Origin of the sequence: Halorubrum sp. PV6 (genome assembly GCF_003990725.2) — an archaeon.
Classification (GTDB): domain Archaea; phylum Halobacteriota; class Halobacteria; order Halobacteriales; family Haloferacaceae; genus Halorubrum.
This window is the reverse complement of sequence record NZ_CP030064.1, coordinates 811,582-835,885: the sequence shown is the minus strand read 5'-3', so window position 1 is coordinate 835,885 and position 24,304 is coordinate 811,582. Positions and strand designations below refer to the sequence as shown.

30 protein-coding genes and 1 tRNA gene are annotated in these 24,304 nt (G+C 69.4%); 19 read left to right on the top strand and 12 right to left on the bottom strand.

All coding sequences use genetic code 11. The features are described from left to right. Nucleotides 1-85: 85 nt before the first annotated feature. The gene (locus DOS48_RS17955; RefSeq protein WP_127117058.1) at nucleotides 86-1,336 is read left to right on the top strand and encodes a hypothetical protein; all 1,251 of its coding nucleotides are present in this window, start codon (nucleotides 86-88) and stop codon (nucleotides 1,334-1,336) included. A 69-nt stretch (nucleotides 1,337-1,405) separates the two neighbouring features. Continuing rightward, the gene (locus tag DOS48_RS17950; protein ID WP_127117057.1) at nucleotides 1,406-2,623 is read left to right on the top strand and encodes a DUF4897 domain-containing protein; all 1,218 of its coding nucleotides are present in this window, start codon (nucleotides 1,406-1,408) and stop codon (nucleotides 2,621-2,623) included. Between the two features lie 21 nt (nucleotides 2,624-2,644). Here the strand turns inward: DOS48_RS17950 and DOS48_RS17945 are convergent, their stop codons facing one another. Further along, nucleotides 2,645-2,776: a rubrerythrin-like domain-containing protein gene (locus DOS48_RS17945; RefSeq protein WP_127117056.1), complete on the bottom strand. Its 132-nt coding sequence runs from the start codon at nucleotides 2,774-2,776 to the stop codon at nucleotides 2,645-2,647. Nucleotides 2,777-2,980: 204 nt separating this feature from the next. Here DOS48_RS17945 and DOS48_RS17940 point away from each other — a divergent pair, with 204 nt between their 5' ends. Continuing rightward, nucleotides 2,981-3,184: a hypothetical protein gene (locus tag DOS48_RS17940; RefSeq protein WP_127117055.1), complete on the top strand. Its 204-nt coding sequence runs from the start codon at nucleotides 2,981-2,983 to the stop codon at nucleotides 3,182-3,184. A gap of 112 nt (nucleotides 3,185-3,296) precedes the next feature. Here the strand turns inward: DOS48_RS17940 and DOS48_RS17935 are convergent. From DOS48_RS17935 to DOS48_RS17915, 5 genes are all read right to left on the bottom strand, one after another. Then, nucleotides 3,297-3,369: transfer RNA gene (locus DOS48_RS17935), tRNA-Thr, on the bottom strand. A 644-nt stretch (nucleotides 3,370-4,013) separates the two neighbouring features. Next, on the bottom strand, nucleotides 4,014-4,403 hold the full coding sequence (locus DOS48_RS17930; protein WP_127117054.1) for a peptide ABC transporter ATP-binding protein: 390 nt from the start codon (nucleotides 4,401-4,403) through the stop codon (nucleotides 4,014-4,016). After that, a complete protein-coding gene (locus DOS48_RS17925; RefSeq protein WP_127117053.1) occupies nucleotides 4,390-4,611 on the bottom strand; it encodes a hypothetical protein in 222 nt (73 codons plus the stop codon). Before DOS48_RS17925 ends, DOS48_RS17930 begins: the two co-directional genes overlap by 14 nt. Before the next feature lie 120 nt (nucleotides 4,612-4,731). Then, nucleotides 4,732-5,721 (bottom strand): class I SAM-dependent methyltransferase family protein, encoded by a 990-nt coding sequence (locus DOS48_RS17920; protein WP_127117052.1) that lies wholly within the window; start codon nucleotides 5,719-5,721, stop codon nucleotides 4,732-4,734. Nucleotides 5,722-5,821: 100 nt separating this feature from the next. After that, nucleotides 5,822-6,100, bottom strand: coding sequence for a ribonuclease P protein component 4 (locus tag DOS48_RS17915; protein WP_127117051.1), 279 nt, complete (start codon nucleotides 6,098-6,100; stop codon nucleotides 5,822-5,824). A 110-nt stretch (nucleotides 6,101-6,210) separates the two neighbouring features. Between DOS48_RS17915 and DOS48_RS17910 the strand changes: the two genes are divergently transcribed. The 5 genes from DOS48_RS17910 to DOS48_RS17890 all read left to right on the top strand — a co-directional run bounded on the left by DOS48_RS17910 (nucleotide 6,211) and on the right by DOS48_RS17890 (nucleotide 9,354). Further along, on the top strand, nucleotides 6,211-6,405 hold the full coding sequence (locus DOS48_RS17910) for a methytransferase partner Trm112 (RefSeq protein ID WP_127117050.1): 195 nt from the start codon (nucleotides 6,211-6,213) through the stop codon (nucleotides 6,403-6,405). Nucleotides 6,406-6,481: 76 nt separating this feature from the next. After that, nucleotides 6,482-7,063, top strand: a complete 582-nt coding sequence (locus DOS48_RS17905; protein ID WP_127117049.1) for a hypothetical protein — start codon at nucleotides 6,482-6,484, stop codon at nucleotides 7,061-7,063. Nucleotides 7,064-7,128: 65 nt separating this feature from the next. After that, nucleotides 7,129-7,317, top strand: a complete 189-nt coding sequence (locus DOS48_RS17900; protein WP_127117048.1) for a DUF1918 domain-containing protein — start codon at nucleotides 7,129-7,131, stop codon at nucleotides 7,315-7,317. A 16-nt stretch (nucleotides 7,318-7,333) separates the two neighbouring features. Next, on the top strand, nucleotides 7,334-7,777 hold the full coding sequence (locus DOS48_RS17895) for an RNA-binding protein (RefSeq protein WP_127117047.1): 444 nt from the start codon (nucleotides 7,334-7,336) through the stop codon (nucleotides 7,775-7,777). Between the two features lie 146 nt (nucleotides 7,778-7,923). Continuing rightward, nucleotides 7,924-9,354 (top strand): FAD-dependent oxidoreductase, encoded by a 1,431-nt coding sequence (locus DOS48_RS17890; RefSeq protein ID WP_127117046.1) that lies wholly within the window; start codon nucleotides 7,924-7,926, stop codon nucleotides 9,352-9,354. Nucleotides 9,355-9,364: 10 nt separating this feature from the next. Here the strand turns inward: DOS48_RS17890 and DOS48_RS17885 are convergent, their stop codons facing one another. The 6 genes from DOS48_RS17885 to nth all read right to left on the bottom strand — a co-directional run bounded on the left by DOS48_RS17885 (nucleotide 9,365) and on the right by nth (nucleotide 13,832). Beyond that, nucleotides 9,365-9,874, bottom strand: coding sequence for a hypothetical protein (locus tag DOS48_RS17885; protein WP_127117045.1), 510 nt, complete (start codon nucleotides 9,872-9,874; stop codon nucleotides 9,365-9,367). Then, complete coding sequence (locus DOS48_RS17880; protein ID WP_127117044.1) at nucleotides 9,871-10,365, bottom strand: phosphopantetheine adenylyltransferase; 495 nt, start codon at nucleotides 10,363-10,365, stop codon at nucleotides 9,871-9,873. The genes DOS48_RS17885 and DOS48_RS17880 overlap by 4 nt, the downstream gene beginning before the upstream one ends. 59 nt (nucleotides 10,366-10,424) lie before the next feature. Next, nucleotides 10,425-11,075, bottom strand: coding sequence for a winged helix-turn-helix transcriptional regulator (locus DOS48_RS17875; RefSeq protein WP_226929169.1), 651 nt, complete (start codon nucleotides 11,073-11,075; stop codon nucleotides 10,425-10,427). 78 nt (nucleotides 11,076-11,153) lie between these two features. Then, nucleotides 11,154-12,233 carry a glutamate--cysteine ligase gene (locus DOS48_RS17870; RefSeq protein ID WP_127117043.1) on the bottom strand — a complete coding sequence of 360 codons (1,080 nt, stop codon included), beginning with the start codon at nucleotides 12,231-12,233 and terminating at the stop codon, nucleotides 11,154-11,156. Between the two features lie 220 nt (nucleotides 12,234-12,453). Continuing rightward, nucleotides 12,454-13,011: a DoxX family protein gene (locus DOS48_RS17865; protein ID WP_127117042.1), complete on the bottom strand. Its 558-nt coding sequence runs from the start codon at nucleotides 13,009-13,011 to the stop codon at nucleotides 12,454-12,456. 137 nt (nucleotides 13,012-13,148) lie between these two features. After that, nucleotides 13,149-13,832 (bottom strand): endonuclease III, encoded by a 684-nt coding sequence (gene nth, locus DOS48_RS17860; protein ID WP_127117041.1) that lies wholly within the window; start codon nucleotides 13,830-13,832, stop codon nucleotides 13,149-13,151. Between the two features lie 163 nt (nucleotides 13,833-13,995). On the opposite strand from nth, the gene DOS48_RS17855 reads away from it, so the two are divergent. The 11 genes from DOS48_RS17855 (at nucleotide 13,996) to DOS48_RS17805 (ending at nucleotide 24,202) form a co-directional block, all read left to right on the top strand. After that, nucleotides 13,996-14,361 carry a hypothetical protein gene (locus DOS48_RS17855; protein ID WP_127117040.1) on the top strand — a complete coding sequence of 122 codons (366 nt, stop codon included), beginning with the start codon at nucleotides 13,996-13,998 and terminating at the stop codon, nucleotides 14,359-14,361. 93 nt (nucleotides 14,362-14,454) lie between these two features. Continuing rightward, nucleotides 14,455-14,730: a transcriptional regulator gene (locus tag DOS48_RS17850; RefSeq protein ID WP_127117039.1), complete on the top strand. Its 276-nt coding sequence runs from the start codon at nucleotides 14,455-14,457 to the stop codon at nucleotides 14,728-14,730. Between the two features lie 283 nt (nucleotides 14,731-15,013). Then, a complete protein-coding gene (locus DOS48_RS17845; protein ID WP_127117038.1) occupies nucleotides 15,014-16,237 on the top strand; it encodes a monovalent cation/H+ antiporter subunit E in 1,224 nt (407 codons plus the stop codon). Beyond that, on the top strand, nucleotides 16,234-16,539 hold the full coding sequence (locus DOS48_RS17840) for a cation:proton antiporter (RefSeq protein WP_127117037.1): 306 nt from the start codon (nucleotides 16,234-16,236) through the stop codon (nucleotides 16,537-16,539). Before DOS48_RS17845 ends, DOS48_RS17840 begins: the two co-directional genes overlap by 4 nt. Continuing rightward, nucleotides 16,539-16,865, top strand: a complete 327-nt coding sequence (mnhG, locus tag DOS48_RS17835) for a monovalent cation/H(+) antiporter subunit G (RefSeq protein ID WP_127118834.1) — start codon at nucleotides 16,539-16,541, stop codon at nucleotides 16,863-16,865. Before DOS48_RS17840 ends, mnhG begins: the two co-directional genes overlap by 1 nt. Next, the gene (locus tag DOS48_RS17830) at nucleotides 16,862-17,431 is read left to right on the top strand and encodes a DUF4040 domain-containing protein (protein ID WP_127117036.1); all 570 of its coding nucleotides are present in this window, start codon (nucleotides 16,862-16,864) and stop codon (nucleotides 17,429-17,431) included. The genes mnhG and DOS48_RS17830 overlap by 4 nt, the downstream gene beginning before the upstream one ends. Next, complete coding sequence (locus DOS48_RS17825) at nucleotides 17,428-18,141, top strand: MnhB domain-containing protein (protein ID WP_127117035.1); 714 nt, start codon at nucleotides 17,428-17,430, stop codon at nucleotides 18,139-18,141. Before DOS48_RS17830 ends, DOS48_RS17825 begins: the two co-directional genes overlap by 4 nt. Further along, a complete protein-coding gene (locus DOS48_RS17820; RefSeq protein ID WP_127117034.1) occupies nucleotides 18,138-18,725 on the top strand; it encodes a cation:proton antiporter subunit C in 588 nt (195 codons plus the stop codon). Before DOS48_RS17825 ends, DOS48_RS17820 begins: the two co-directional genes overlap by 4 nt. Continuing rightward, on the top strand, nucleotides 18,718-20,313 hold the full coding sequence (locus tag DOS48_RS17815; RefSeq protein ID WP_127117033.1) for a proton-conducting transporter membrane subunit: 1,596 nt from the start codon (nucleotides 18,718-18,720) through the stop codon (nucleotides 20,311-20,313). The genes DOS48_RS17820 and DOS48_RS17815 overlap by 8 nt, the downstream gene beginning before the upstream one ends. After that, a complete protein-coding gene (locus tag DOS48_RS17810) occupies nucleotides 20,310-22,406 on the top strand; it encodes a cation:proton antiporter (RefSeq protein WP_127117032.1) in 2,097 nt (698 codons plus the stop codon). The genes DOS48_RS17815 and DOS48_RS17810 overlap by 4 nt, the downstream gene beginning before the upstream one ends. Beyond that, nucleotides 22,403-24,202: a Na(+)/H(+) antiporter subunit D gene (locus DOS48_RS17805; RefSeq protein ID WP_127117031.1), complete on the top strand. Its 1,800-nt coding sequence runs from the start codon at nucleotides 22,403-22,405 to the stop codon at nucleotides 24,200-24,202. The genes DOS48_RS17810 and DOS48_RS17805 overlap by 4 nt, the downstream gene beginning before the upstream one ends. Nucleotides 24,203-24,304 lie beyond the last annotated feature (102 nt).

Sequence of the window (24,304 nt, the reverse complement as noted above, 5' to 3'; positions counted from 1 at the left end):
CCCGCTGCCGTCGCCCGTTTAATCCGCGTTGATCCGGCTTAACGGAGATCGGTTTATATACCGATACGGTCCGTACCGACAGGTAATGAACCGAGGCACCGCACTCGTCGTCGCCGTGGTCGTCGTGGTCGGCGTCGCCGGAATCGCCGCGGCCGGCCCTATTGGGATAGCAGCCGCGCAAGACGATCCGGTGGAGACGAACGAGACCGAAGCGTCGAGCGACGGCACCGGGACCGCAAACGAGACGGACGAGATCAGCCCCGGCGAGCGTCTCTCCGGCGTGATCGGCGTTCAGCGCGCCGAGATATCCGGAGAGGTCGAGGCGCGGGCGTTCGAGGTCGGCCTCAACCGGACGGAGACGCCCGAAGAGCGGGCCGCGTTGGTCGCAGATCGACTGAACCGGACCGAAGAGCGACTGGAAGCGATCGAACGTGAACAGCGGTCGCTCCGCGAGCGCCGCGAGGCCGGCGAGTTGAGCCACGGGCAGTTCGCCGCCCGCATGGCGGAGACGAGCGCTCGGGCCGAGGCGGTCAAACGCGAGGCGAACCGGAGCGCCGCCGTCGCCCGCGACCTCCCGGAAGCGGCGCGGGAAGCCCGCGGGATCAACGTGAGCCGACTCGACACCCTTCGCGAGCGGGCGGGCGAAGCGAGCGGGCCGGAGGTCGCGGCCATCGCTCGCGGGGTCGCCGGCAACGGCGTCGGCGGGCCGCTGGCCGCAGACCGGCGTGGCCCCCCAGAGGATCGGGGCGTCGGACAGGGAGCCCGAAACGGCTCCGACGCGGACCGACCGGGACGGGGCGACGGACCGGGCGCGAACCGCTCGGACACGGGCGGCGGGCCGCCCGGCGAAGGCGACGCTCGCGGCGGGCCGCCGGACGGAGCGAACCGGATGGGCGGCGGGGGAGACGCCGCGAACGGCAGCAACACCCCGGCGAACGGCAGCGACGACGCGCCGTCCGGACCGGCGACGAACGGAAGCGACTCGACGGGGAGCGGAAGCGGCCCGACGGGGAGCGGAAGCGGCTCTGCCGGCGAGGGCGGCGCCGGCTCGCCGACCGAACGGAGCGACGGCGACCGCGGTAACGGGACGGGAGCCGACGCGAACCGGAACGGGTCGGGAGGGAGCGACGAAGCGAGAGGCGGTGACGGCGGAGCAGGGAGCGGTAACGGCGGGGCAGGGACCGGCGGAGCGGGGACCGGAAACGGAGGGACGACCGGCGCGGCGTCGGCCGTCACGAGCGTCGGCAGCGACCTCGCAGAGCGCCTCGATCGAAGGATGACGGACGGCGCGCGGCTGCTTCAGCGAGTCGTCGGCGTGGGCGGTATCGATGGATAGGGCGCACTCGGCTCGGCCCGGACTCGCGAGATGGGAAGCGATTTATCCCGGCCTCGTAACTGTTTGCCCGTGCAGCGAAGGGTAGTCCTTCTGGTCGTCGCGCTCGTCGCGGCCGTCGCGCTCGCGACGGGTGGCGCCGCACAGGGCGGTGGCGGCCTCCCGGCCGGCGGGTTCGACCAGTTGGACGTCTCGCCGGACGACATCCTGATCGAAGTCGGCGTCCAGCCCGACGGGGACGCGGTCTGGGAGACGCAGTACCGAGTCCGGCTCGCGAGCGACGACGAAGAGCAGGCGTTCGAGGAGCTCCGGGCGGACGTGGAGTCCGACCCGAGCGCGTACAGCGCGCGCTTCGGGGAGCGGATGCGCGCGACGGCGGCCGCCGCGGAGAACGCGACGGGCCGCGAGATGAACGTCACGAACGTCACGGTGGCCGCGGAGCGACGCGAACTCCCGCAGTCGTACGGCGTGGTTACCTATCGGTTCGAGTGGGAGGGGTTCGCGGCCGTCGAAGACGACCGAATCCTCGTCGGCGACGCGGTCGACGCGCTGTTCCTCGACGAGGCCTCGTCGCTCATCGTGACGTGGCCGGAGGAGTACCGACTCGGCGATGCGTCGCCGTCGCCGACGGAAACCCGCGAGAACGCCGTCGTCTGGCGAGGGCCGGTCGACTTCACCGAGGGGCAGCCCCGCGTGACGGTCGAGCCGGCGAGTCGCTCCGTGGGCCCGCTCCTGTTGGCCGCGATAGGGCTTGTCGTCGCGGTCGTCGCGGCGGTCGGCTACCGACGCCGCCCGTGGGACAGGGGCGATGCGGAACGGGGTGCGGGCGCGACGGCGGCCGCCGGCGAGCCGGCGGCGACATCGGCGGGCGTGGCCGAGGGGGAGACCGCGTCGGACCCCACAGGCGCGTCCGACGAGCCGGGTGCGGGGGCGTCCGAGGGCGGGACGGTCGAGACGGACACCGAAACGGGGGAGACCGAGTCCGACGCGAGCGACGAGGCGGCGCCGGTCGACGAGGACCTGTTGAGCAACGAAGAGCAGGTCCTTCGGCTCGTGGAGTCCGAGGGCGGCCGAATGAAACAGAAGCGGGTCGCCGAGGAGCTCGACTGGACCGCCGCCAAGACGAGCCAAGTCGTCACCGGGCTGCGGGACGACGGCGACCTCGAAGGGTTCCGGCTCGGGCGCGAGAACGTCCTCTCGCTGCCCGGCTACGACGCGGCCGCGGAGGGAGGCGACGGGAGCGACGACGCGGACGGCGACGACACCGCCGAGAGCGACGAGGGCGAGTAACGCCCTGCAGTCGTTACCGTATCACAGATCCCGTGAGCGGCCGATATGTCGGAGCTCGCCGCCGCACTCACAGCTGCCGGCGGCCTTCGTCCGCGCCCCGCAATTGAAACATTCGTACAGTTCTTGTTCGGTTGTTTGCGTTTGTGGTCGCATACGCCCGTGTTTGGTACAGACACACATAGGCAGCGCCCTATGATTATTTATATTATACATACGCGCTACGGAGGTCGCCAGGACAACCGATCGAAAATGGTCGACGACGGTCGCCGTCGGGTCGGCGCGATGTGTGCGACCGGCGAGCGCGTAACGGCGGTACTGACCCGGTCCCTTTTTGCCCGGCCTGGGCGTACGTTTGCTATGGAAATCGGCTTCGACTTCGGGGCGAACGTACCGACTGGCGTCTTCGCGCTCCACGCCGCAGCCGCCGTCGTGTTCATCTACCTCGCGTCGGTGAACGCGGCCGCCGGCGAGTCGATCGGGATCCTGTTGAACGCGTTCATCGGTATCATGCTCGTCACGGCGGGCGTCGTGACGGCGCGGATCACCGACCGGCGGGACTGAGACGCGACCGCTCGCGTCGGGGAGACCAGCGCAGGCAGTACGGGTAGACGCTGTAGCAACGGCGGCGCGGAGTCGACCGACTGGCCGACGAAGGGGACGTAAGCGAGAACGAAGCCGGAGGAGGGATTTGAACCCTCGACCTATTCCTTACGAAGGAATCGCTCTGCCAGCTGAGCTACTCCGGCACGTATACAACAATTCCCGAATACAAAATAAGGGTTCCGAAACCGCGACGCGAGCGACGCGAAGATCGCGCGACGCTGACCGGGCCGACCGCGCGTTCAGGCCGGACTCGTCGTTCGCGTTCGTTTTGAAATAAAAGTGATAGTGAATCGATCAATGAGTATTCAAGCAGATTACTACAAGAATATAAGGAAAAAGCATATATACGCGTTCGGTCTTCGAGTAACGTATGGTAACACCGATCGCGTGCCGTGATGGCGGGGATCAACTCCCCCGTCGGTGTCTGCCCGGTCGGAGCCCGTACCGGGCGTCGTTCGTCCCGTCGGTCGCGATCCCCACCGCGACCCGACGCGACGCTCACCCTGTTCGCAAACAGCCACGGTCGGCGTGTGACTCACGTCTCTGACGTGCCAAGCGCGAAATCGCCTCTGGTCTCGACCGACCCGCGGCCGTGGACTCTTGTCATGTGACGGGCCCCTCGCCGTCCCCACCCGACGACAAACACCGGGTGGGACGGCAGCCACGCTGTCGGTTCGATCCGTCGAGCCTGTGCCGACTGCCACGAGTAGCGAGCGACGCCGGCAGTCGACCACAGTATTAACCCACAGAGTCGCCGGAACGACGCGTCAGCAAAAGCGTTGGCCGCTCACGAGAGCCGTCGCCGCACCGCGCTCGCGACGGCCGAGAGGCCGCCGGCCGCGGCCCCGACGACGCCCGCCACCCGCGCTTCCGCCGGTGCCACGCCGAACTCTCGGGAGAGCAGTCCCGGACGCGCGTCGGCGCCGAGGACGGCGACCGTCCGACCGCGAACCCGGAGTTCGGTCGTGAGGTCCGTGGTCGTCAACAGCGCGGTGGGCCCGCGCGCGTCGGTGTCGTTCGGGAGGTGCCGAGCGACGCGGATCGCGTCGCGGACCGTCGCCACCTCGACGAACAGGCGGTCCCCGGTCGATCGGACGTCGAGGTCGACGCCCGCGACCGAGAGTGTCAGGTCCTCCGTGACGACCGAGAGCGGTGCCCTCGCGTCAGTCTCGTTCACGGGTCGTCACCCGGACGGTGCCGTCGACCCGCCAGTTGGCGTGTTCGGCGTCGTCGCCGGTGCCGCTCGGGACGTCGACGCTCATCTCCTCGAACTCGTAGATGATCTCCGCGTTCCGGCCGGTGAGCCGGTCGTAGAGACCGACCGCGAGGTCCGGCCAGGTCGTCGTGTCGTCGATGCGCTCTTCGGGGTCAACCGTGTCGCTCATAGGCGGTATCACGTGCCACAGTAACATAAACGTGTCACCTGACAGAAATTCGGCGTCGCGGAGCGCAGGGTATCGGTCACCGGTCTCGGAGGAGGTTCACGCGGGGCTCGTCGCAGCCCGTCAGCGCCGCGTCAGCCTGACGTCCAGACAGACGTTGTGCTCGTAGGGGGCGTACGACCGGACGACGCGTTCGGTCTCGACGGTCACGTCGTAGGCGTCGCCGGCGGCCGCGCGGATCGCTTCCAGGCCGGGGCCGAAGGGGTCGTCCTCGTGTTGGATGTCGTAGTAGTGAACGACGCAGTCGTCGCCGGCCAGCCGGACGGCCGTGTCGAGGAACTCGTCGGCGGAGTGCGGGAGGTTCATCACGAGCCGGTCGGCGGTGTCCGCGTGGTCGTCGCCGAGCGCTCGCACGTCGCCCGCGATCGCCGTGACGCGCGCCTCGACGCCGTTGCGCTCGGCGTTCGCTCGGAGGTACTCGATCGCGCGCTCGTTGAGGTCGCACGCGACCACCTCGGCGCCGCGGGCGGCCATCGGGACCGCGTAGGGGCCGACGCCGGCGAACATGTCGACGACGCGCTCGTCGGGGTCGACCTGTTCTATCATCCGGTGGCGCTCGGTGGCGAGGCGCGGGGAGAAGTACACCGCCGCGACGTCGACGAGGAACTCGTGGCCGTACTCGCGGTGGACCGTCTCGGTCCCGTCCCCGGCCAACACGTCCCACCGCCGGACGCGCAGTTCGCCCTCGATCGGCGACGCGCGGTTGAGGACCGTCTCGCAGGGCACGTCGGAGGCCACCACCGCGTCGGCTATCTCGCGGGCGCGGTCGGCGTCGTCCTCGTCGATGATGACGATGTCGCCCAGCCGTTCGAGCGAGGGCTCGTAGCCGAGGATCGCCGCCGGGGGCTGCGGGCGGTCGCGCTCGGCCGCGTCGCGCTCGACGACCGTCGTTCCGAGGTCGTCCGGGACCGCGTCGGGGTCGGTGACGGGAATGTAGATCGTGTCGCCCTCGACCGCTATCTCGTGGTCGCCGTCGAGGAGGTCGGCGTCGGCGAGGCGCTCGCGGACCGCCTCGCCGTGCTCGCGGTCGGCCGCGACACAGGGGACGCTCATTGTCGCGAGAACGCGGGGCGCGTCATAAACGCTGACGCTTTCGCGATCCGAGCGTGCGCCGACGCGGGGCGACACGAGACGACTGCGTGGCCGGCGGCGATTACTTAAATGGATACCGCGCGGTCGACCCGCACTCGCGGCAGCGAACGACGACCCGGCCGGGCTGGAGTCGGACGCGGCTCGTCTTTCCCGGTCGGAGGTAGACGCCGCAGTCGTCGCAGGTGTGGCGGGAGAACTCGGCGGGGACGCCACAGCGGTTCCGCTCGGCGATACGGCGCGCGAGCGCCACGTACTCCCGCGCTCGGTCGTACTCGTCGTCGACGACCGCCTCGCGGGCGAGCGCGAACAGCCGGTCGATCCGTTCCGACGGAATCCCCATACCTCGCCGGGCGTGACGGACCGGCAAAGTCGTTGTCATCGAGGGGCCGGCCGCCCCGCCACATCCGCCAACCCGCACGCTTTTTTAACGGCCCGCGCGAATGGTGGTTTATGAAAGAATCCCTGATGGACGTCGTCTGCTGCCCGCTCGATAAGGCCGACCTGGAACTCGCCGTCGACGAGCGCGACGACGACGAGATTCTGGCGGGGACGCTCACGTGTACGGAGTGCGGCGAGACCTACCCGATCGAAGACGGCATCCCCAACCTCCTCCCGCCGGACATGCGAGACGAAGCGGCGGCGTAAGGGATCCGCAAGTTCGGCCGCGGTGTCGCTCGACCCGTACTGCATCTTTTTTTAGTGCGAGTGCGTCGGCCAGTACGTGTCGACACTCTCCGTCGAACTGAACGGGGACGCGGTCCACTCGATCCGGGCGCCCGACCGGTTCGAGGCGACGGGCTCGTTCGCCGTCGCGCTGGAAAACAAAGGCCGTTCGACCCACGTCCACCTGCACTTCGACGACGACCTCGACCGGTTCGCGTCGGTGGCCGAGACGAACCACTACGTCGAAGACGAGGCGACCAACACCGTCTACGTCTCGGTCGACGGGCTGACGGAGCCGGTCCGCGGCAAGCTGAAAGTCGTCACGGGGTACGGCTCGAACGTCCGGTACGTGGACCTGCGTCTCGACCCGCCCGAGAAGGCCGACGCCGAGCGGGTGGTCGTCGACGAGTCGTTCTCGAAGCCCCCGGAGTCCACGCCGGCGGTCCCGCCGACGCGCCGCGCGGCCAACGCCGTCGAGCGACTGGTCGAGCGGGGCGGCGTCCCCGGTGCGGTGGCCGGCTTCCTCGCGCTCGCGGTCGGCGTCACCATCGCCGTCGCGCTCGACAGCGCGGTCGTCTCGGCGGCCGTCGCCGTCGTCTTGGTTGTGTCGCTCGCTGTGGCCGTGCTGGCCGTCTGGTAGCGCGCCGGGTTCGCGGATCGGTGCGAATCCGGGCGCTTTTAAGCGTGCCAGCGGAACTTTCTCACATGAGCTTCGAGAAGGAAGACGAGGTCGTGTTCCACGACAAACACAGCGACTACGACGGCGAGACGGGCACGATCACGCAGGTCATGGAGACGATGTTCGGCGACGCGACGTACACCGTCAGCTTCGAGGACGGGCAGGAGACCGGCGTCCCCGAAGACGCCCTCGACGCCGTCGAGAGCGAGGAGTAACACCCCTTCGACCCGCATGGCCGCAGTCCCCTTCCACTACGTCGACCTCAGAGCGTTCGCGTACGCCACCGAGGACGAAAAGCGGGTCGCCGACGCCCTCCGCACGTTCCTCCCCGAAGACGCCGAACTCGACCGCGTCGAGAACGTCGGCCACCACGGCGACCGGATCGTCGTCCTCTCGGCGCGGATCGAGAACGCCGACGGGATGCGACACGTCCTCGACCGGCTCTCCGGGCTGGACGAAATCGACCAGGTGATCGGCGAACTCGACCAGCGGGTCGACGACAACTGCGCGCTGTTCCTCCGCGTCGACAAGCAGGCCGCGTTCCGGGGTGAGGTACGCCTCGGTCCGGGGATCACCGTTCGCGCGAAGGTCGAGGCGTACCCGGCGAAGAAGGCGGCCGCCGTCGAGAACGCGCGCGAGACGCTGGAGCGGCTGGCCGACGGCGGCGAGACGTAACCGGTTCGGACGGCGACCTCGGTTTCGGCGCCGACCGACGGCGACAGCGCCCGACCCGAAAACGGCGGCCCCCGAGGCCCCGAGGAAAGGCGTGCCGCCTGCACCGCCGGCGTGGCTTTTTATCACCGTCAGCCGTCGGTGGGGCCATGACCGATCCGTTCGTCGTCGTCGGTGCCGACGCCGCGGGGTTGAGCGCGGCCAGCAAGTTCCGCCGCGAGGCGCCGGACCGCGAGGTCGTCGTCTTCGAGAAGGGGCGGTGGATCTCTTTCGCCTTCTGTGGGATGCCGTACTTCATCGAGGGGCGCGTCGAGCGCATGTCCGACCTCCTCTCGCTGTCGCCGAGCGAGGTCGACGAGCGGGGGATCGACCTCCGGCGCGGCCACGAGGTCGTCGGCGTCGACCCGGACGCGAAGACCGTTGCCGTCGAGACGGCCGCCGGCGACCGCGTCGAACAGTCCTACGGCGACCTCCTCGTCGCGACCGGCGGGCGCGCGGTTTCTGGCCCCTTCGACGTGCGCGGGCTCGACGGCGCGTTCACCCTCCACGACATGGACGCCGCGGCCGCAATCGACGCGTACGTCGCCGATCCGGACGCCTACGACCCGGGCCGCGCCGACGTGAGCGCGGTGGACCGCGAGCGCGTCGACCGCAACGCCGCGATGCCCGCCCCCGAGACCGCGGCGATCGTCGGGGGCGGCTACGTCGGCGTGGAGATGGCCGAGGCGCTGTCGGGCCGGGGACTCGACGTGCACCTGTTCCACCGCTCCGGCCACGTCCTCTCGGATTTCGGGGAGGCAGTCGGCGAGCGCGTCGAAACCGCGCTGGCAGCGGAGGGCGTGACGGTCCACACGGACGCCCCGGTCGAGGAACTCGTCGGCGACGGCCGGATCGAGGCCATCCGCTCCGGCGGCGAGGCGTTCCCCGTCGATCTCGCGATCGTCGGCGTGGGGATCCGCCCGAACACCGACCTCCTCGGCGGGACCGGCGTCGAACTCGGCGACGGCGGAGCGATCCGCACGGACGAGTACGGCCGGACGAACCTCACAGACGTGTACGCCGCGGGCGACTGCGCGACCGCGATCCACGCCGTCACCGGCGGTGAAGCCTGGATGCCCCTCGGCTTGACTGCCAACCGAGCCGGGCGGGCCGTCGGCGCCACCGTCGCCGGAAACCCGTCGCGCGTCGGCGAAATCGCCGGGACGGCCGTCGTGAAGGCGTTCGACATGGAGGCCGGCCGCGTCGGCCTCGTCGGCGACGCGGCGGCCCGCGAGGCCGGCTTCGACCCGGTCAGCGAGACGGTAACGGCCGGCTCTCGGTCGGGCTACTATCCGGGCGCGGCCCCGACCGACGTGACGCTCGTCGCCGACCGCGAGACCGGACGGCTCATCGGCGGGAGCATCGCCGGCCCCGACCGCGCGGCGATCCGGATCGACACGCTCGCGACGGCGCTCGAAGCGGGCATGACCGTCCCGGAGGTCGAGCGACTAGACTTGGCGTACGCGCCGCCGTTCTCGCCGGTGTGGGACCCGATACTGATCGCCGCGAAGGTGCTGAACGGGACGCTCGAAGAAGCCTGAGAGGCCTTACTCAGCCGCTCGCGTCTGCGCGCTCGTCGGAGCCAGCGGAGTCGCGCTCCGCGTCGCCGGGCTCACCGGCGTCGACGCGAGCGATGCCGCGAGCGACCGCGTAGCCGACGGCGCCGACCGCGAGCGCGGCGGCGACGGCGAGTCCGAACGGGCCGACCAAGGCGCGGAGGAACGGGAGCGGGTCCGCGAGCGGGACGGTGTACGGCTGCGGGCCGACCGTTCGCAGGAGGATTGCGATAAAGGGACCGAAGGCGAGGAGCATCGCGGGGAGGACGCCGCCACCGGCGAACACGGCGAAGGCGGTGACGCCGCCCGCGGATAGGGCCGCGAGGACCGCGGCGACGCCGGGGGCAGCGGGTGTCACTCCGGCGAGTCCGCCAGCCAGCGCGACCGCGTCGAAGGCGACGTACGAGACCGCGAAGCCGACCGCACACCAGACGGCGGCGCGCTCGAAGCCCGTCTCGCCGAGCGCGATGCTCCGGAGGTGGCCGGGGTCGTCGTCGGTCGTCATTCCGGGCGGGTCGCCCCTCGCCCCTCTCGGTCGGGGGTGAGGTTGCCGTGTTCGTCTATCTCGCCGGCGACGATGCGGGTCGAGGAGATGCGCTCGCCGTCCTCGGCCGACACGTGGTCGACGACGACGAGTTCGAGGGGCGAGTGGCCGCGCTCGCGGCGGATGTCGTTTATCCGTTCGCCGCCCGCCTCGGTCTCCGGCGAGACGATCAGCGCGTCGAACTCGGGTTCGACGGCGATGCCGGTCGGATCGGTGAGCGTGCGGATCTCGAACTCGCGGCCGTGCTCTTCGGCGAAGTCGCTCAGTTCGGCTTCGAGGTCACGCTGTCGGCGGTCGTACGGGCGGACGTACCGCTCGACGTGTCGGGTCTTCGGCGCGAGTTCGTCCGACGTGAGCCCGACGGTCACGTCGCCCAACTCGAACGCCCGTGAGAACAGCTTCCGGTGGCCGTCGTGGACGGGGTCGAACGTACCACCCAGCGCGACGTTCATGTACGTCGCTTGCGCGGGCGGAACTTAAATGGTCTTGAACCGGGGGCGGAGGGGCGCGGCTACTGTTCGATTTCGTCGTGGTCGTCCGCGTCGTGGTCGTGATCGTCCGCGTCGTGATCGTCCGCGTGACCGCCGTCACCCTCGTCGTGAGCGGTCTCCCCGTCGCCGTCGACCGATATCCGTACCGGCTCCGTGTCGCCGTCCGGCGATTCGCCGCCGAGCCGGCGGTCGAGGTTGAAGACGGCGTTGAGCTCTCGCTGCACGTCGCCGACGACGCCCTGGACCAGCTCGCTCGGGGCGATCGCCTCGTACTCGTAGGGGTTGTTCCCGGCGCCGCTCGCCTCCCGCTTGTCGCGGCTGACGGTCTCCTCGTCGTGGAGTTCCGCGAGCGCCTCGCGGACCGTACTCGGGTAGAGCCCGGTGCCGTCGGCGACCTCGTCGCTGGTGCTGTGCGGGTTCGCCCGGAGGAAGACGTAGATCCGCGCGCGCGTCTCCGTGTCGAGCAGCCACGCCAGGAGGTCGACGACGTTGTCGTCGAACCCCTTGACCGCCTTGTCGGCGCTCTCGCCGAGCCGTTCTTTGGTCTTCCGGAGTTCCTCGCGGGTTCGCTCCGTCGGGGACTCCTCGCCGGCGTCGATGAGGGCGTCGTCGTCGACGGCGTCACCAGTGGAGTCGTCGTCGGCCTCGTCGACGGTGTCGTCGGATGGCATACCGGAAGGTGGAACCGGGCGGTCAAAAGCGTTTCTCGTCGTTTCGGTTCCAACGGAACGAGCCCCGCGATCGCCCGGTTACGGCGACAACACGAGGTCCGCACAGAGCGCGTCGAGCCCCTCGTCCGCGCGGAGGCGTCGCTGGCGCTGTGCTCCGCTCTCGCGGTCGTAGACCGTCTGAATCCCGTCGATGCCGAGCCGGTCACACTCGTCGGCGACGACTTCGCCGAGCGAGACCGTCTCCGTCGCGTCGCGGGTGATGAACGAGGCGTCGTGGCCGTGGCGTATCGCTCGCCACTTGTTCTCGTCTAACAGCTCTCGGCGGAGCGACGGGAGGGACTCGCCGTCGGCGTAGCGCTCGGCGTAGTCGACGACGAGCGCGTGGACGTACTCGGTCAGCGCGAGGGTGATGGCCGGGTCGCGCTGGGCGTCCGGCGCGCGCACCTCGACCGTGCCGTGGCCGGTGTGCGGGCGCACGTCGAACCAGAGTTCGCCGCGGTCCTCGATGGAGCCGAGTTCGACCATCCGGCGCTCGTAGCGCTGGAATGCGTCGAAGTCGTCGAACGCGGAGGGAATCCCGGTGTTCGGGAGGTTCTCGAACACCTTCGCGCGGGCCGACGCGAGCCCCGTGTCGAAGCCGTCCCAGAACGGGGAGTTCGCCGAGAGCGCGAGCAGCACGGGGGCGTGCCACCGGAGTCGGTTCGCGATCCACACCGCCTTGTCCGCGTCGTCGACGCCGACGTGGACGTGGAGCCCCGCCGTGATGTTGCGGTGTTGCGGGTACTGGATCCGGTCGAGTTGCGCCTGATACCGCGGCTTCTCGGCGTGTTCTAACTCTCGCCACTTCGCAGCCGGGTGGAGCCCCGCGGCGGCGATCCGGTAGTCGTCCGCGGCGGCGTGGTCGACGAGCGCGCTTCGGACCGTCGAGAGGGCGTCGGCGGCGTTCGACGGGTCCTCGATCAGCTCCGTCTGGGCCTCGATGGTACATTTAAATAGCTCGTGGTCGAAGCCCTCCGGCACTTCCGGCGGCGGGTCGCGCCCGTAGACGAGGTCGTCGATGCCGGAGGTCGGGCGGCCGTCGGCATCGACGATGTAGAACTCCTCTTCGATGCCGAGGGTGCCCATCCGGGTGAACGCGTCCCGCGAGCCGAGTTGCATTAGCGCCTCGTTCCCGCCGCGCGGTCTTATATGAATTGGAACCCGAAAGGGGGCGCCGGCGTCCCCGCCGGCGGTCGCGCCGCTCACGGTTCGCGTGTGTGAGCGTCCTGAAAAATCTCAGCCCGCGCCGCCGGCGACGACCGAAACGAGTCGGGGGTCGCGCGATCACGCGTCCGAGCCTGTCCGCCGCACCGCTCTGCTCAGCGCCACGCCGGGCCGGTCACCCGAGGACGTAGCGGAGCGCCGGGAATCGTTCGACGAGCGCCTGTCCGCCCACTTCTATCCGTTCGAGGTAGGCGTCGACGCCGAGGACGCGCCCCGCGCCGAACGCGGCGACGGTGAGGAACACCAGCGCGTACACCAGCGTCGAGTCGAACAGCGCGAGGAACTCGCCCTCCCACCCGCCGAGGTAGAAGAGGAGCATCTGCATCGCGCCGCCGAGCGCGGCCAGTCGGACGAACGCGCCGGCGATGAGCGCCAGGCCGATGAGCACCTGCGTCACCGGGACGAAGACGTTCGCGAACTCGACGAACCACGGCGTCGACCCCATGGCGGCGTACAGCCCGCTTACCGGACTCGCCGCGTTGACGCCGTGAACGAGGTAGCCGCTCGCGTCGAACGGCCACGCCAATACCTTCCCGACCCCGGCAAACAGGATCATCCCGCCGATCACCGCCCGAAGGGCGACGATAAACAGCGCCGACAGCGAGTGCGCCTTTCCTAAGAGTGTGACGCCGCCAATCTCCCCGCCGAACTCGTTGGTGATTTCTGTAGACATTGTGTCTCTCCTCAACTACACGTTCATCGGGTGTCGATATAAACGCGGAAGCGCGTTCTCCCGCGAAGAGAAGGATTTTGCCGACTCCCCCCGTCGGGTGGGTATTTAAATACCGGCGGCCGCAGCATCGCCCGCGCTCACCAGGGCTCACCGCTCGCTAAGTCCACGTCGCCGTCGCCCTTTTCGGAGGGACAGCGGTCCGCCAGCACGCAGTCGTCGCAGTCCGGGTTGATGGCGGTGCAGGTCGCGCGACCGTGGTCTATCATGAGGTGTGTGAACTGCTGCCAGTCGTCTTCGGGGACGACGTGGAGGAGGTCCTGTTCGATCGCTTCCGGGCGCTCCTCCTCGGTAATGCCGAGCCGGCGCGTGAGCCGCTGGACGTGCGTGTCGACGACGATTCCCTCGACGATATCGTGGCCGTGTTGGAGGACGACGTTCGCGGTCTTGCGGCCGACGCCGGCCAGGTCGGTCAGCTCCGACATCGTATCGGGGACCTCGCCGTCGTGTTCCGCGGCGATGTCGGCACAGGCGGAGCGGATGTACGACGCCTTGTTGTTGTAGTAGGTGATCGAGTTTATCGCCTCCGCGAGCTCCTCTTGGGGCGCGTTCGCGTACGCTTCGGGGCCGTCGTACGTCTCGAACAGATCGGCACAGACCGCGTTCACGCGCTCGTCCGTACACTGCGCGGAGAGGATCACGGCGATGAGAAGTTCCAGTCGGTTCGAGTAGTTGAGCGAGATGGTCGAGTCGGGATACTCCTCGTAGAGGCGGTCGAGGACGACCTCGACCTGCGCGTTCCGCGGCTCCAGTGGCGTGCCCATGCCGATCACACCGCGCGGGCGCCATTGAACGATTCGGAACCGACCAGCGATTCGGAACCGACCCACGATTCGGAACCGACCGATGCCGCTGCCGACCCGCCAACGCCTGCCCTGTCTCGGCGTGAACCGGCAGATTCACGTCGTCGCCGCGACAGGTCGAGGCGTGTCTCGGGCCCCCGACCGACGGCGACAGCGCCCAGCGTACAGCCGCCGGCCACAGGAGTTCTACTGGCTGTGGATCGCCGCGACGGCGACGTACGGCGTCGGCGACATCGTCTCGACTATCGCGTTCTTGGAGTACGTCCCGACGATAGACGAGGCGAATCCGGTCATCGTCCTCGTGCTCGGCGAGTTCGGCCTCGCCGGGCTCGTCGGCTTGAAGATAGCGGTGTACCTCGTCATGCTCTGGATCAGCGTCCAGGGCACCCGCGAGGGCGACACGCTCCTCTACTATTTTCCGCCGGTCCTCCTGACCGTGGTCGGCACCTACCTCACCGCGAGCAACCTGCGGCTCCTGTGGCTGGCCTGAGCCGGCCGTCGAGGGGGCGTCTGCGACGGAATCGCCCGTATTCCGACTGCGCATCGCCGCCGACGTTTTATATACTGCCGCCGAACGCGACGCATGGAGACGACACGCCAGCGCATCGCCGACACGCTCCGTGAGGGCCCGGCGACCGCGAGCGACCTCGGGGCGGCGCTGTCGCTGCCGACGCCCGTGGTGTACGACCACGTGGAGCACGTTTCGCGGTCGGTCGACGGCGACGCCGAACTGCTGGTCGCGCCGCCCGAGTGCCGCGACTGCGGCTTCGACGGGTTCGACGACCCGATAAACGAGCCCTCGCGGTGCCCGGAGTGCAAGAGCGAGCGGATCGAAGAGCCGGCCTTCGTGATCCGATAGGCGGGGAGAGCCCGATAGGCGGGGAGAGCCCGATAGGCGGAGAGAGCCCGATAGACGGGGAGAACCGGCGCGGGTGGCGGGCGGATCGCGGACCCGGATCGTTCGCCGCGTCCCCGGTCGCCCCCGCCGCGTCAGCCCTCGTGTCGGCCACCCCATCGCCCGACCCGCCCGCCGCGTACTCCCCGCGGATACAAACTGTTTTGAGGCGGTGGAGAAAGTGTGTAAGCAGAGCTACTCATGTGCATAGAGACGGCAAACATCGGTCCCGCTGGAGGTGTGGTCGGTGGCTGACGCCGACGCCGATACCCCGAGCGACGCCGGCGGCGACGCGACGGACGGCTCGCCGACCGCGCCGACCGGGGGACTCGTCGTGCCCGTCGAGCCGACCCCGACCCTCCGAGCGACGACCGCACACGTCGTCGAGACGGCCGTCGAAGGCGGCTTCGCGACCATTCACCTCGTGGAAATCGCGTCGTGGCGGAACGGCGACCCGGACGCGGAAGACCGCGCGAACGAGGCCGTGCGCGTCCTCGAACGCGCCGAGGCGTGGGCGAACTCCGACCTCGACGACACCGACGGAGAGCGCCCCCAAGTGACGGTCGTGACGGAGGTCATCGGCGCCGACGAGTACCTGTTCGGACCGGACGACTACGTTGACGCCCTCGCCGCCTACGCCGAGACGCACGACGCCGACACGGTGATACTCGACCCGGAGTACACCCCCGTCGGCAACACCACCCTCTTGCAGCCGCTCGAGTTCGCGCTGTCGAACACCGACCTGCGCGTCGAGACGGCGCCCGTGACGCGCCCGACGCGCCGGGAGCGGCTCCGGAGCGAGGCCACCGGAAAGCGGTTCGTCGCGATGTTCGGCGTCTCGCTCGCCTTCTACTTCGTGCTCGGCGACCCGCTCTACTGGTTCGACTGGGTCACCGGCGTCGCGACCGCGGCCATCGTTTCGATAACGCTCTCGCGGGTGAGTTTCGACGCGGAACCCGCGTTCCCGCGGACGCCGCTGCGCGTCCTTCGCGGCCTCCTGTACGTCCCGGTCCTCCTGTTCGAGATCATCAAGGCGAACCTCGAAGTGGCCAGGGTGATACTCGACCCGCGGCTGCCGATCGAGCCGAGCATGAACCGGATGCGCGTGATCGTCGGCAGCGGGCTCCCGCTGATGACGCTGGCGAACTCCATCACGCTGACGCCGGGGACGCTCACGGTTCGCGCCCGAGACAGCGACCTGTACGTCCATTCGCTCATCCCGGCGGCCCGCGACGGGCTCTTCGACGGGTCGCTGGAACGCTGGACGCGCTTCATCTACTACGGCCGGTCGGCAGCGCGGCTGCCGTCGCCCCGCGAGCGCGACGACTGCGCGATCCTCCAAGGGCCGGACGCGACGGAAGAGCTGCCGATAGCCGCGACCGACGGCGGCGCGACCGACGCGACCGACGCAGCCGAGCCACGTGATGGCCGCGACGACCGGCGAGAGCCGGCGGAGGGAGGCGACGAATGAGCGTCGTCGACGCCGCGCTCGTCGCCGGCTACACCGTCGGCGAGTTCCTCCTCTTCGCGGCCGCCGGCTTCACCGTCTTGGCGATCGGAATGCTCTACCGGGCCGTGAAGGGCCCGACGATGCAAGACCGGGTCCTCGCGGTGAACGTCCTCGGGACGAACACCGTCGTCATCCTCGCCATCCTGAGCGCCGCGCTCTCCGAGCCGACCTTCCTGGATATCGCCCTGGTGTACGCGCTGTTGAACTTCCTGATGGCCATCGCCATCTCGAAGTTCACCGTTGAGCGAGGTGGTGTGCTGTGATAGACGCGCTCGGAACGGTTCGGCTGGGGCTGGTCGTCGTCTTCACCCTGCTCGGCCTGTTCTTCTCGTTCGTCGCGATGACGGGCGTGCTCCGGCTCCCGGACGTGTACTCGCGGGCGCACACCGCCTCCCAGGCGGACACGCTCGGCGCCGGGTTCGGCCTGGCCGCCGTCGCGCTCGCCGTCGGCTGGGAGTCCGCCGGGGTCAAGAGCGTCCTCCTGCTGTTTTTCATCTTCGTGACGAACCCCACGGCGGCTCACGGGATCGCCCGCGCCGCCTTCGAGGACGGAATCGTGCCGTGGACCGAGGGGGACGAGCGCCGATGACCGCGCTCTCCCCCGCCGTCGTCGCGCAGGTCACCGCCATCGAGGCGAGCCTGCTCGCGTTCGTCGTCCTCACCGCGCTCGCGACCGCGCTCGCTCGGGACGTGCTCGCCGCGGTCATCGTGTTCGGGGCGTACAGCCTCGGGATGGCCGCGCTGTACACGTTCTACCGCGCCCCCGACGTGGCGATGACCGAGGCCGCGATATCGGCCGGCGTGACGACCGTGCTGCTCTTGGTGACGCTCGCGAAGACGACGCGGATCGACCACGACGCGGTGTTCGAGTCGGTGAACCTCCCCGCGGCGGGCGCGGCCGGACTGCTGTTCGCCGGCCTGCTGCTCACGATGGGCGACATCCCGGCGATCGGCTCGCCGGACGCGCCGGTCTGGTCGAACCCGGAGGTGAGCCAGTGGTACCTCGCCGAATCGTACTCGCAGACCGGCGTCGAAAACACCGTGATGGCCGTGCTGGCGGCGTTCCGCGGCTTCGACACGTTCGGCGAGGCGGTCGTCGTCTTCGCCGGCGGCATCGCGGCGCTGATCGTGTTACACCGGGAGGCGTTCGCATGAGCGACGACGACATCGACATGACCGACACACCCTCCGAGAATGCGACCGACGACTCGCCGACGGACCGGGCCGACGACGACCTCCCGCCGCACCGCGCCGTCCCCCGCTCCGGGCGGCTCGACTCCGAGCGGCGGCAGGGAACCCCGTACACGGAGAGTCAGGTGATCATGCCGACGGTGAAGGTGGTCGCGCCGTTCGCGTTCACCTTCGGGCTCTTCGTCACCTTCCACGGGAGCGGGTCGCCCGGCGGCGGGTTCCAGGGCGGCGCGATCATGGCCGCGGTCGTGTTCATGATCGCGTTCGCGTTCGGCATCGAGGCCACCCGCAGCTGGCTCGCGAACACCGTCGTCGTCGCGCTCGCGGTCGGCGGCGCGCTCGCGTTCGCCGGGATCGGCCTCGTCCCGGTCGCGCTCGGTGGGGCGTTCCTCCAGTACGACCTCCTGCCGATACCGATCCTCGACCCCGTCAAGTACGGGATGGAAGGGGTAGAGATCGTCGGGATCGCCCCCATCGTGAGCGGCGTCCTCATGGGGCTGTTCTTCCTGCTCGCGAACGGCTTCGCGGGCGATGGCGGATTCGGCACCGGCGAGTCGGGCGAGTCCCGCGACGACGAGGGCGACGGGGACGAGAACGCCGCGGTGGCCGACGGCGGTCGCGACGCCCGCGGTGCGGCCGGGAGCGACTCGGTCCGCGGGGGAGGTGACCGATGACGGCCGTCGTCGCCGACGCGGCCGCCGGCGTCGCCAGACGCCTCGCGTCCGGCACCGCGACCGCCGCCGCAGTCGAGGTGCTGACGACGAGACACGCGTACGTCGCGTTCGCGCTGCTCCTGTGTATCGGACTCTACATGATGATCGCCAACCCCAACCTCGTGAAGAAGATCATCGGGCTCAATCTGTTTCAGACCGCCATCTTCCTCCTGTTCATCGCGTCGGCGTACGTCGACGGCGGCGCGATTCCGATCGTTCCGGAGGGCGGCGCCGAGACGGGGCTCTACGTCAGCCCGCTCCCGCACGTGATCGTGCTCACCGCCATCGTGGTCGGCGTGAGCCTCACCGCGGTGGGGCTCGCGCTGTGTATCCGCATCTACGACGAGTACGGGACGCTCCGCACCGACGTGCTCCGTGAGCTGTTGCGCGACGAGGGGACGCTGCCGGCGCGGTCGGCGGCGGCCGACGGCGGCGACGCCGGGCTCCCGGAGGGGGCGGCGACCGAAGCCGACGACGCGGGGCTGGCTCCCGGCGTCGCGACCGACGAGTCGGCCGCCACCGACGGAGGTGCCGTCGATGAGTGACGTCCTGTTGCCGGTCGCCATCGCCGTTCCGCTCGTCGCGGCGACCTTCCCGCTCGCGCTCGGCGTGAAGTACGAGCGCGTCGGCTGGCCGACGGCGGCGGTCGCGACGACCGTCTTCGCCGGGCTCGCGGGAGCCATCGGCCTCGAAGTCGCCCGCGGCGGCCCGCTCTCGCACGCGCTGGGGACGTACCAGCCGCCGATCGGGATCGAACTGGTCGCCGACGAACTGTCCGTCGCGGTGCTCGCGTTGGTCGCCGCTGTCGCGCTGGCGACGCTCGTCTTTGCCCGTGTCGCCGGCCCGCGCGGGAACTCGTTTTACAGCGCCTACCTGCTCTTGGTCGGCGGACTGGCCGGGCTCACGCTCACGGGCGACCTGTTCAACATGTTCGTGTTCTTAGAGATCGTCGGGATCTCGACGTACGCGCTCATCGCGGCCGACCGGTCGGGCGCGAGCGCCTACGCCTCGCTGAAGTACCTCGTGGTGGGGACGGTCGGGGCCTCGCTGTACCTCCTCGGCGTCGGCTACGCGTTCCTCGCGACGGGGACGCTGAACATGCTGGACATGCAGACGCAGATCGTCGCGCAGGCGAGTTACGCCGATCCGCTGATCCGAGCGAGCTACGCGCTGATAGTCGCCGGACTCGGCCTGAAGATCGCCGTGTTCCCGGTCCACGCGTGGCAGCCGGACGCCTACCAGCGCGCGCCGGACTCGGTGACGACCGTCGTCGCGGCGCTCGTGTCGACCGTGAGCGCGTACGCGCTGATCCGCGTCTCCTACACCGTCTTCACGGTCGACTTCCTCGCGGCCAACGACGCGATCACGACGGGGATGCTCGTCGTCGCGGGCACCTCGATCCTCGCGGGGTCCGTCCTCGCGGCGATGCAGTCGGACCTGAAACGCATGTTCGCGTACTCCTCGGTCGCCCAGTTCGGGATGATCGTCGCCGCGGTCGCGCTCGCGAACGAGACCGCGCTGCTCGGCGGGATCGTCCACCTCGTCGGTCACGGGCTGTTGAAGTTCGGCCTCTTCTTGGGGATCGGCCTGCTGGCGCTCGGCTACGGCGCCAGAGAACTCGACGACCTCGCGAGCGCGGCGCGATCCGCGCCGTACACGAGCGGCGCCGTCGCGCTGCTCGGTCTCGGTCTCGTCGGGATCCCGCCGTCGATCGGCTTCCTCGGGAAGTGGTACATCGGCGTCGGCGCGGTGGAGTCGAGCATGGCCGGCGGCGACCCCGCGGGCGTCGGGTTCGCGGTCGTGATATTCATCAGCACGCTGTTCACCCTGTCGTACGTCGCGCGCGTGATAGAGCGGTTCTACTTCGCCGGCGCCGGCCTGTCGGGCGGTCACGGTGACGACGGCGACGATCACGCCGGCGTCGCGGTCGACGGCGGGCACGAGTCGGCGACCGACGACGCGCTGCTCGCGCCCGTCGAGGGAGCGCCCCGGCCGCGGTTCGTTCCGGACCGTGTGCCCGCGGGGTCGCTCGTCGTTCTCATCCTCACCGCGCTTTCGACCGTCGCGCTCGGCTTCGGCGGCTTCGCACTGTTCGAGTGGTTCGCGCCGTTCCTCACGGAGGTGTTCGCATGATAGACGCACCCATCACCGATCTCCGACCCCTACTGGCGGTTCTCGTCTCGTTCGTCGCGGCGTTTTTCATCGTCGCGTCGTACCGTTCCCCGAACGTCCGCGAAGGGTGGACGATCGCCGCAGCGGTCGCGAAGTTCGCGATCGTCGCCTCGATGCTGCCGGCCGTCTTGGAGGGCGCGGTGTTCGAGACCAGCCTCGGGACGTTCCTGCCCGGCATCGACTTCGTGTTGCGCGCGGACGCGCTCGGCATGCTGTTCGCGTTCCTCGCGAGCGGGCTGTGGATCGTCACCTCGTTTTACAGCATCGGTTACATGCGCGGCAACGACGAGACGAATCAGACCCGCTATTTCGCCGCGTTCGCGGTGTCGCTGTCGGCGACGATGGGGATCGCGTTCGCGGGCAATCTCGTGACCATCTTCGTGTTCTACGAGATTCTCTCTATCGCGACGTACCCCCTCGTCGCCCACGACGAGACCGACGAGGCGCGCTCTGCGGGCCGGAAATACCTCGCGTACACGATGTTCGGCGGCGGCGTCCTCGTCCTCGCCGGGACGGCCCTCGTCTACCTGATCGCCGGCAACGTCTCCTTTACCGCCGGCGGCATTCAAGAACTCGCGAACGCCGACCCCGGCCTCGCGATGCTCGCCTTCTTCCTGCTCGCGATCGGGTTCGGCGTGAAAGCCGGGATCATGCCGCTCCACCAGTGGCTCCCCGAGGCGATGGTCGCGCCGACGCCCGTCTCCGGGCTGCTCCACGCGGTCGCGGTCGTCAAGTCCGGCGCGTTCGGCGTCTCGCGGGTCGTCCTCGACGTGTTCGGCCCCGAGCTGGTCTTCGACCTCTCGCTGCCCTTCGGCTTCACGGCCGGGCTCGTCTTATCGACTATCGGCGCCGTCACCCTGACGGCCGCGTCGATCATCGCCATGCGGAAGGACCACCTGAAACAGCGGCTCGCCTACTCGACGGTGAGCCAGTTGAGCTACATCATCCTCGGGCTCGGGCTGTTCGGCTGGTACGGGCTCGTCGGCGCGCTGCTCCACATCCCGGCGCACGCCTTCATGAAGCTCACCCTGTTCTTCTGTGCGGGGAACATCCACGTCTCGACGCACACCGACTACATCTCGGAGATGGCGGGGATCGGCAAGCGGATGCCGCTCACGATGGGCGCGTTTACCGTCGCCTCGCTCGGAATGGCGGGGATTCCGCTTCTGGCCGGGTTCGTCAGCAAGTACTACATGCTGATCGGCGGGATCCGGATGGGCGCGCAGTTGACGCCGGTCGCCTACTACCTCGTCGGGGCGCTGCTGCTCTCCGGGGTGCTCAACATCGCGTACTTCTGGCCCGTCATCTACACCGCCTTCTTCGAGGCGGAGGACGCCCACGACGCGAAGCCGCTCGTCGAGTTCCGGCTGGGCGGTGAGTCGCGGTCGACGCTGGCGGCGACCGACGGCGGCCGCGCAGACGACGACGCGGCCGCCGACGGCGGCCGCGCAGGCGACGATGAGGTCGACGACACAGACGACGGATCCGAAGACGACGACGCCTCCCTCGTCGAGAGCGCGGAGGGCGACTCGGCGGTCGACGGCGAGGATGCGGCGACCACCGACCCGGACCTCCCGGACGACTCCGACATTCCCGACGCGGAGATGGACGACCTCCCGACCGACGAGGACGGCGTGGTCCGCCCGGACTTCGACACGAGCGACCGGGACTTCTCCGAGCCGGCGGAGCGCGTCGACACCGGCGACTACGCGGTCGACCGGCGGCCCTCGGACGTCGACGTGCCGTTCGGGCGAGGGCGCGGTGAGGCGGCGACCGGCGGCGACGAGCCCCCAGAAGCCGATGGCCACGACGGCCACGACGGCCACGACGGCCACGACGGCCACGGCGGCGGCCCGCCGGCCGGCGGCTGGCGACACATCGACGGCCTCGACGCCCTCCGCGGGCGCGAGTCGACATGGTTCACCCTCGGCCCCATCCTCACCGCGATGAGCCTCGCGGTGCTGCTCGGCGTCATCCCCTACGAGATGGGCTTCCTGGAGCTGATCGAACTCATCGTCGACACGCGGCTCCCTGAGGAGGTGATGCGGCCATGAACGCCGTGCTCACCTCGTTGCCGCCCTACGTCGTGCTCGCGGCGGCGGCGTTCCTCGTCCTCGCGCTCCCGCGTCGCGCCGGGCACGCGGCGGCCGCGCTGGCGACGCTGTTCACGTTCGTGCAGGCGGTGCTGCTCGGCGACGGCGGGACCGGGGCCCACGTCGCGACGCAGCTGTTCGGCTTCGACGTAGTGCTGTTCAACGTCGACCAGTTCTCGCTTTTGATGGGCGTCGTGGTCGGGTTCCTCGCGACGGCGGCGGTGCTGTACGCGTACGGCACCGACGCGCCGACGTGGGTCACGGCGTTTGCGATGGTGTACGTCTCCTCGACGCTCGGGACCATCTACGCCGGCGACTGGCTCACCCTGATCTTCTTCTGGGAGCTGATGGCCGTCACCTCGACGCTGCTCGTGTGGCAGTACGGCGGGGCGGCGGTGCGGGCCGGCTACCGCTACGCGCTGTTCCACGGCATCGGCGGGACGTTCCTCCTCGGCGCGGTCGCCGTTCACGGCGCGTCGATGCTCGGGAGCGTGCCGGCCGCCGAGATATTCCTCTTCTCGGCGACGACCGGGATCCACGCCAGCGCGACCCTGCTCGCGGCGATCGGTATCGGCGTCAACTGCGGGTTCATTTTCCTGCACACGTGGCTCCCGGACACGTACCCGCGGCCGCACGTCGCGGCGTCGGTGTTCCTCTCGGTGTTCACGACGAAGACGGCGGCGTACGTGATGTACCGGGCGTTCCCCGAGGGCGGCATGTGGCTGGCGTACCTCGGCGGGTTCATGGCCGTCTACGGCGCCTTCTTCGCGCTGTTGCAGTACGACCCTCGGCGGCTGCTGTCGTACCACATTCAGGCCCAGCTCGGGTACATGCTGGCCGGCTTCGGGCTCGCGACGCTCGCCGGTAATTCCGGCGATTTCGCCGTCGTCGGGGGGTTCGCACACCTGTTCAACAACGTTCTTTATAAGAGCCTCCTGTTCATGACGGTCGGCGTGGTGATCTACCGGACCGGCGTCGAGGACATCCGGGAGATGGGCGGGCTCTGGCGGGAGATGCCGGTCACGTTCCTCGTCTACGTCGTCGGCGCGGCGTCGATTACCGCGGTGCCGGGGTTCAACGGGTTCATTTCGAAGGGGATGGTGATCGACTCCGCCCACGAGCTCCACAACTTCGAGCTGCTCCTCGGCGAGGGGCTCCTCTGGTGGCTGCTGATCCTCGGCGGCGTGGGGACGTTCATGTCGTTCATCAAGCTCGGCTACTACATGTTCTTCCACGGGTCGGCGTCGCTGTCGCCGAAAGACGCCACGCCGTTCCAGACCGCCGGGATGGTGCTGGCCGGCGGGGCCTGCGTCTTCTTCGGCGTGTTCTACTACCAGCTCATCGAGCTGATGCCGTTTACGGACATCATCCTCAGCGAGGACGTGTACTTCAAACCCTACAGCACGAAACACCTGACCGAGAGCGGGGCGCTGCTCGTGAGCGGGTTCGTCGGCTTCTTCGCCCTGAAGCGCCCGCTCGGCTGGCTCGCCCATCGGATGCCCGACGCCGACTCGGCGACGTACCCGGCCGTGTTCTACCTCGCCCGCGGGACCGTCTGGGGCGTCACCGAGCTGTGGGGCGCCGTCGACCGCGCCGTGATGCGCACGGTCGCGGCGGTCGAGTGGACCGCGATGAACCCGCGAGAGGCGCTCGGACGCGCGGGCGTCGACGTCGAGATTCGGGCGGGAATCGGCCGCAGCGTCCTCCTGTTGACGCTCGCGGCCGGCGTCGCGCTGTTCGTCTTCGTCCTCGCGTAGCGCTTCCGGCGGGCATTTATAAACGGGTGACCGCGCCCGCGCTTCCGTATACATCTGTGTTCGAGCGGACCCATGAGTTCTTATCCCCCGAGCGGTGACGAA

Bases quoted from the DNA above. Each gene is read 5' to 3' on its own strand.
- DOS48_RS17880 (WP_127117044.1), bottom strand. From the start codon at position 10,365: ATGAACGTCGCGCTGGGTGGTACGTTCGACCCCGTCCACGACGGCCAC.
- DOS48_RS17805 (WP_127117031.1), top strand. From the start codon at position 22,403: ATGAACGCCGTGCTCACCTCGTTGCCGCCCTACGTCGTGCTCGCGGCG.
- DOS48_RS17910 (WP_127117050.1), top strand. From the start codon at position 6,211: ATGAAAGAATCCCTGATGGACGTCGTCTGCTGCCCGCTCGATAAGGCC.
- DOS48_RS17945 (WP_127117056.1), bottom strand. From the start codon at position 2,776: ATGCGACCACAAACGCAAACAACCGAACAAGAACTGTACGAATGTTTC.
- DOS48_RS17900 (WP_127117048.1), top strand. From the start codon at position 7,129: ATGAGCTTCGAGAAGGAAGACGAGGTCGTGTTCCACGACAAACACAGC.
- DOS48_RS17940 (WP_127117055.1), top strand. From the start codon at position 2,981: ATGGAAATCGGCTTCGACTTCGGGGCGAACGTACCGACTGGCGTCTTC.
- DOS48_RS17955 (WP_127117058.1), top strand. From the start codon at position 86: ATGAACCGAGGCACCGCACTCGTCGTCGCCGTGGTCGTCGTGGTCGGC.
- DOS48_RS17830 (WP_127117036.1), top strand. From the start codon at position 16,862: ATGACCGCGCTCTCCCCCGCCGTCGTCGCGCAGGTCACCGCCATCGAG.
- DOS48_RS17850 (WP_127117039.1), top strand. From the start codon at position 14,455: ATGGAGACGACACGCCAGCGCATCGCCGACACGCTCCGTGAGGGCCCG.
- DOS48_RS17895 (WP_127117047.1), top strand. From the start codon at position 7,334: ATGGCCGCAGTCCCCTTCCACTACGTCGACCTCAGAGCGTTCGCGTAC.
- DOS48_RS17870 (WP_127117043.1), bottom strand. From the start codon at position 12,233: ATGCAACTCGGCTCGCGGGACGCGTTCACCCGGATGGGCACCCTCGGC.
- DOS48_RS17825 (WP_127117035.1), top strand. From the start codon at position 17,428: ATGAGCGACGACGACATCGACATGACCGACACACCCTCCGAGAATGCG.
- DOS48_RS17865 (WP_127117042.1), bottom strand. From the start codon at position 13,011: ATGTCTACAGAAATCACCAACGAGTTCGGCGGGGAGATTGGCGGCGTC.
- DOS48_RS17815 (WP_127117033.1), top strand. From the start codon at position 18,718: ATGAGTGACGTCCTGTTGCCGGTCGCCATCGCCGTTCCGCTCGTCGCG.
- DOS48_RS17925 (WP_127117053.1), bottom strand. From the start codon at position 4,611: ATGAGCGACACGGTTGACCCCGAAGAGCGCATCGACGACACGACGACC.
- DOS48_RS17820 (WP_127117034.1), top strand. From the start codon at position 18,138: ATGACGGCCGTCGTCGCCGACGCGGCCGCCGGCGTCGCCAGACGCCTC.
- DOS48_RS17920 (WP_127117052.1), bottom strand. From the start codon at position 5,721: ATGAGCGTCCCCTGTGTCGCGGCCGACCGCGAGCACGGCGAGGCGGTC.
- nth (WP_127117041.1), bottom strand. From the start codon at position 13,832: ATGGGCACGCCACTGGAGCCGCGGAACGCGCAGGTCGAGGTCGTCCTC.
- DOS48_RS17885 (WP_127117045.1), bottom strand. From the start codon at position 9,874: ATGACGACCGACGACGACCCCGGCCACCTCCGGAGCATCGCGCTCGGC.
- DOS48_RS17840 (WP_127117037.1), top strand. From the start codon at position 16,234: ATGAGCGTCGTCGACGCCGCGCTCGTCGCCGGCTACACCGTCGGCGAG.
- DOS48_RS17915 (WP_127117051.1), bottom strand. From the start codon at position 6,100: ATGGGGATTCCGTCGGAACGGATCGACCGGCTGTTCGCGCTCGCCCGC.
- DOS48_RS17875 (WP_226929169.1), bottom strand. From the start codon at position 11,075: ATGCCATCCGACGACACCGTCGACGAGGCCGACGACGACTCCACTGGT.
- DOS48_RS17890 (WP_127117046.1), top strand. From the start codon at position 7,924: ATGACCGATCCGTTCGTCGTCGTCGGTGCCGACGCCGCGGGGTTGAGC.
- DOS48_RS17810 (WP_127117032.1), top strand. From the start codon at position 20,310: ATGATAGACGCACCCATCACCGATCTCCGACCCCTACTGGCGGTTCTC.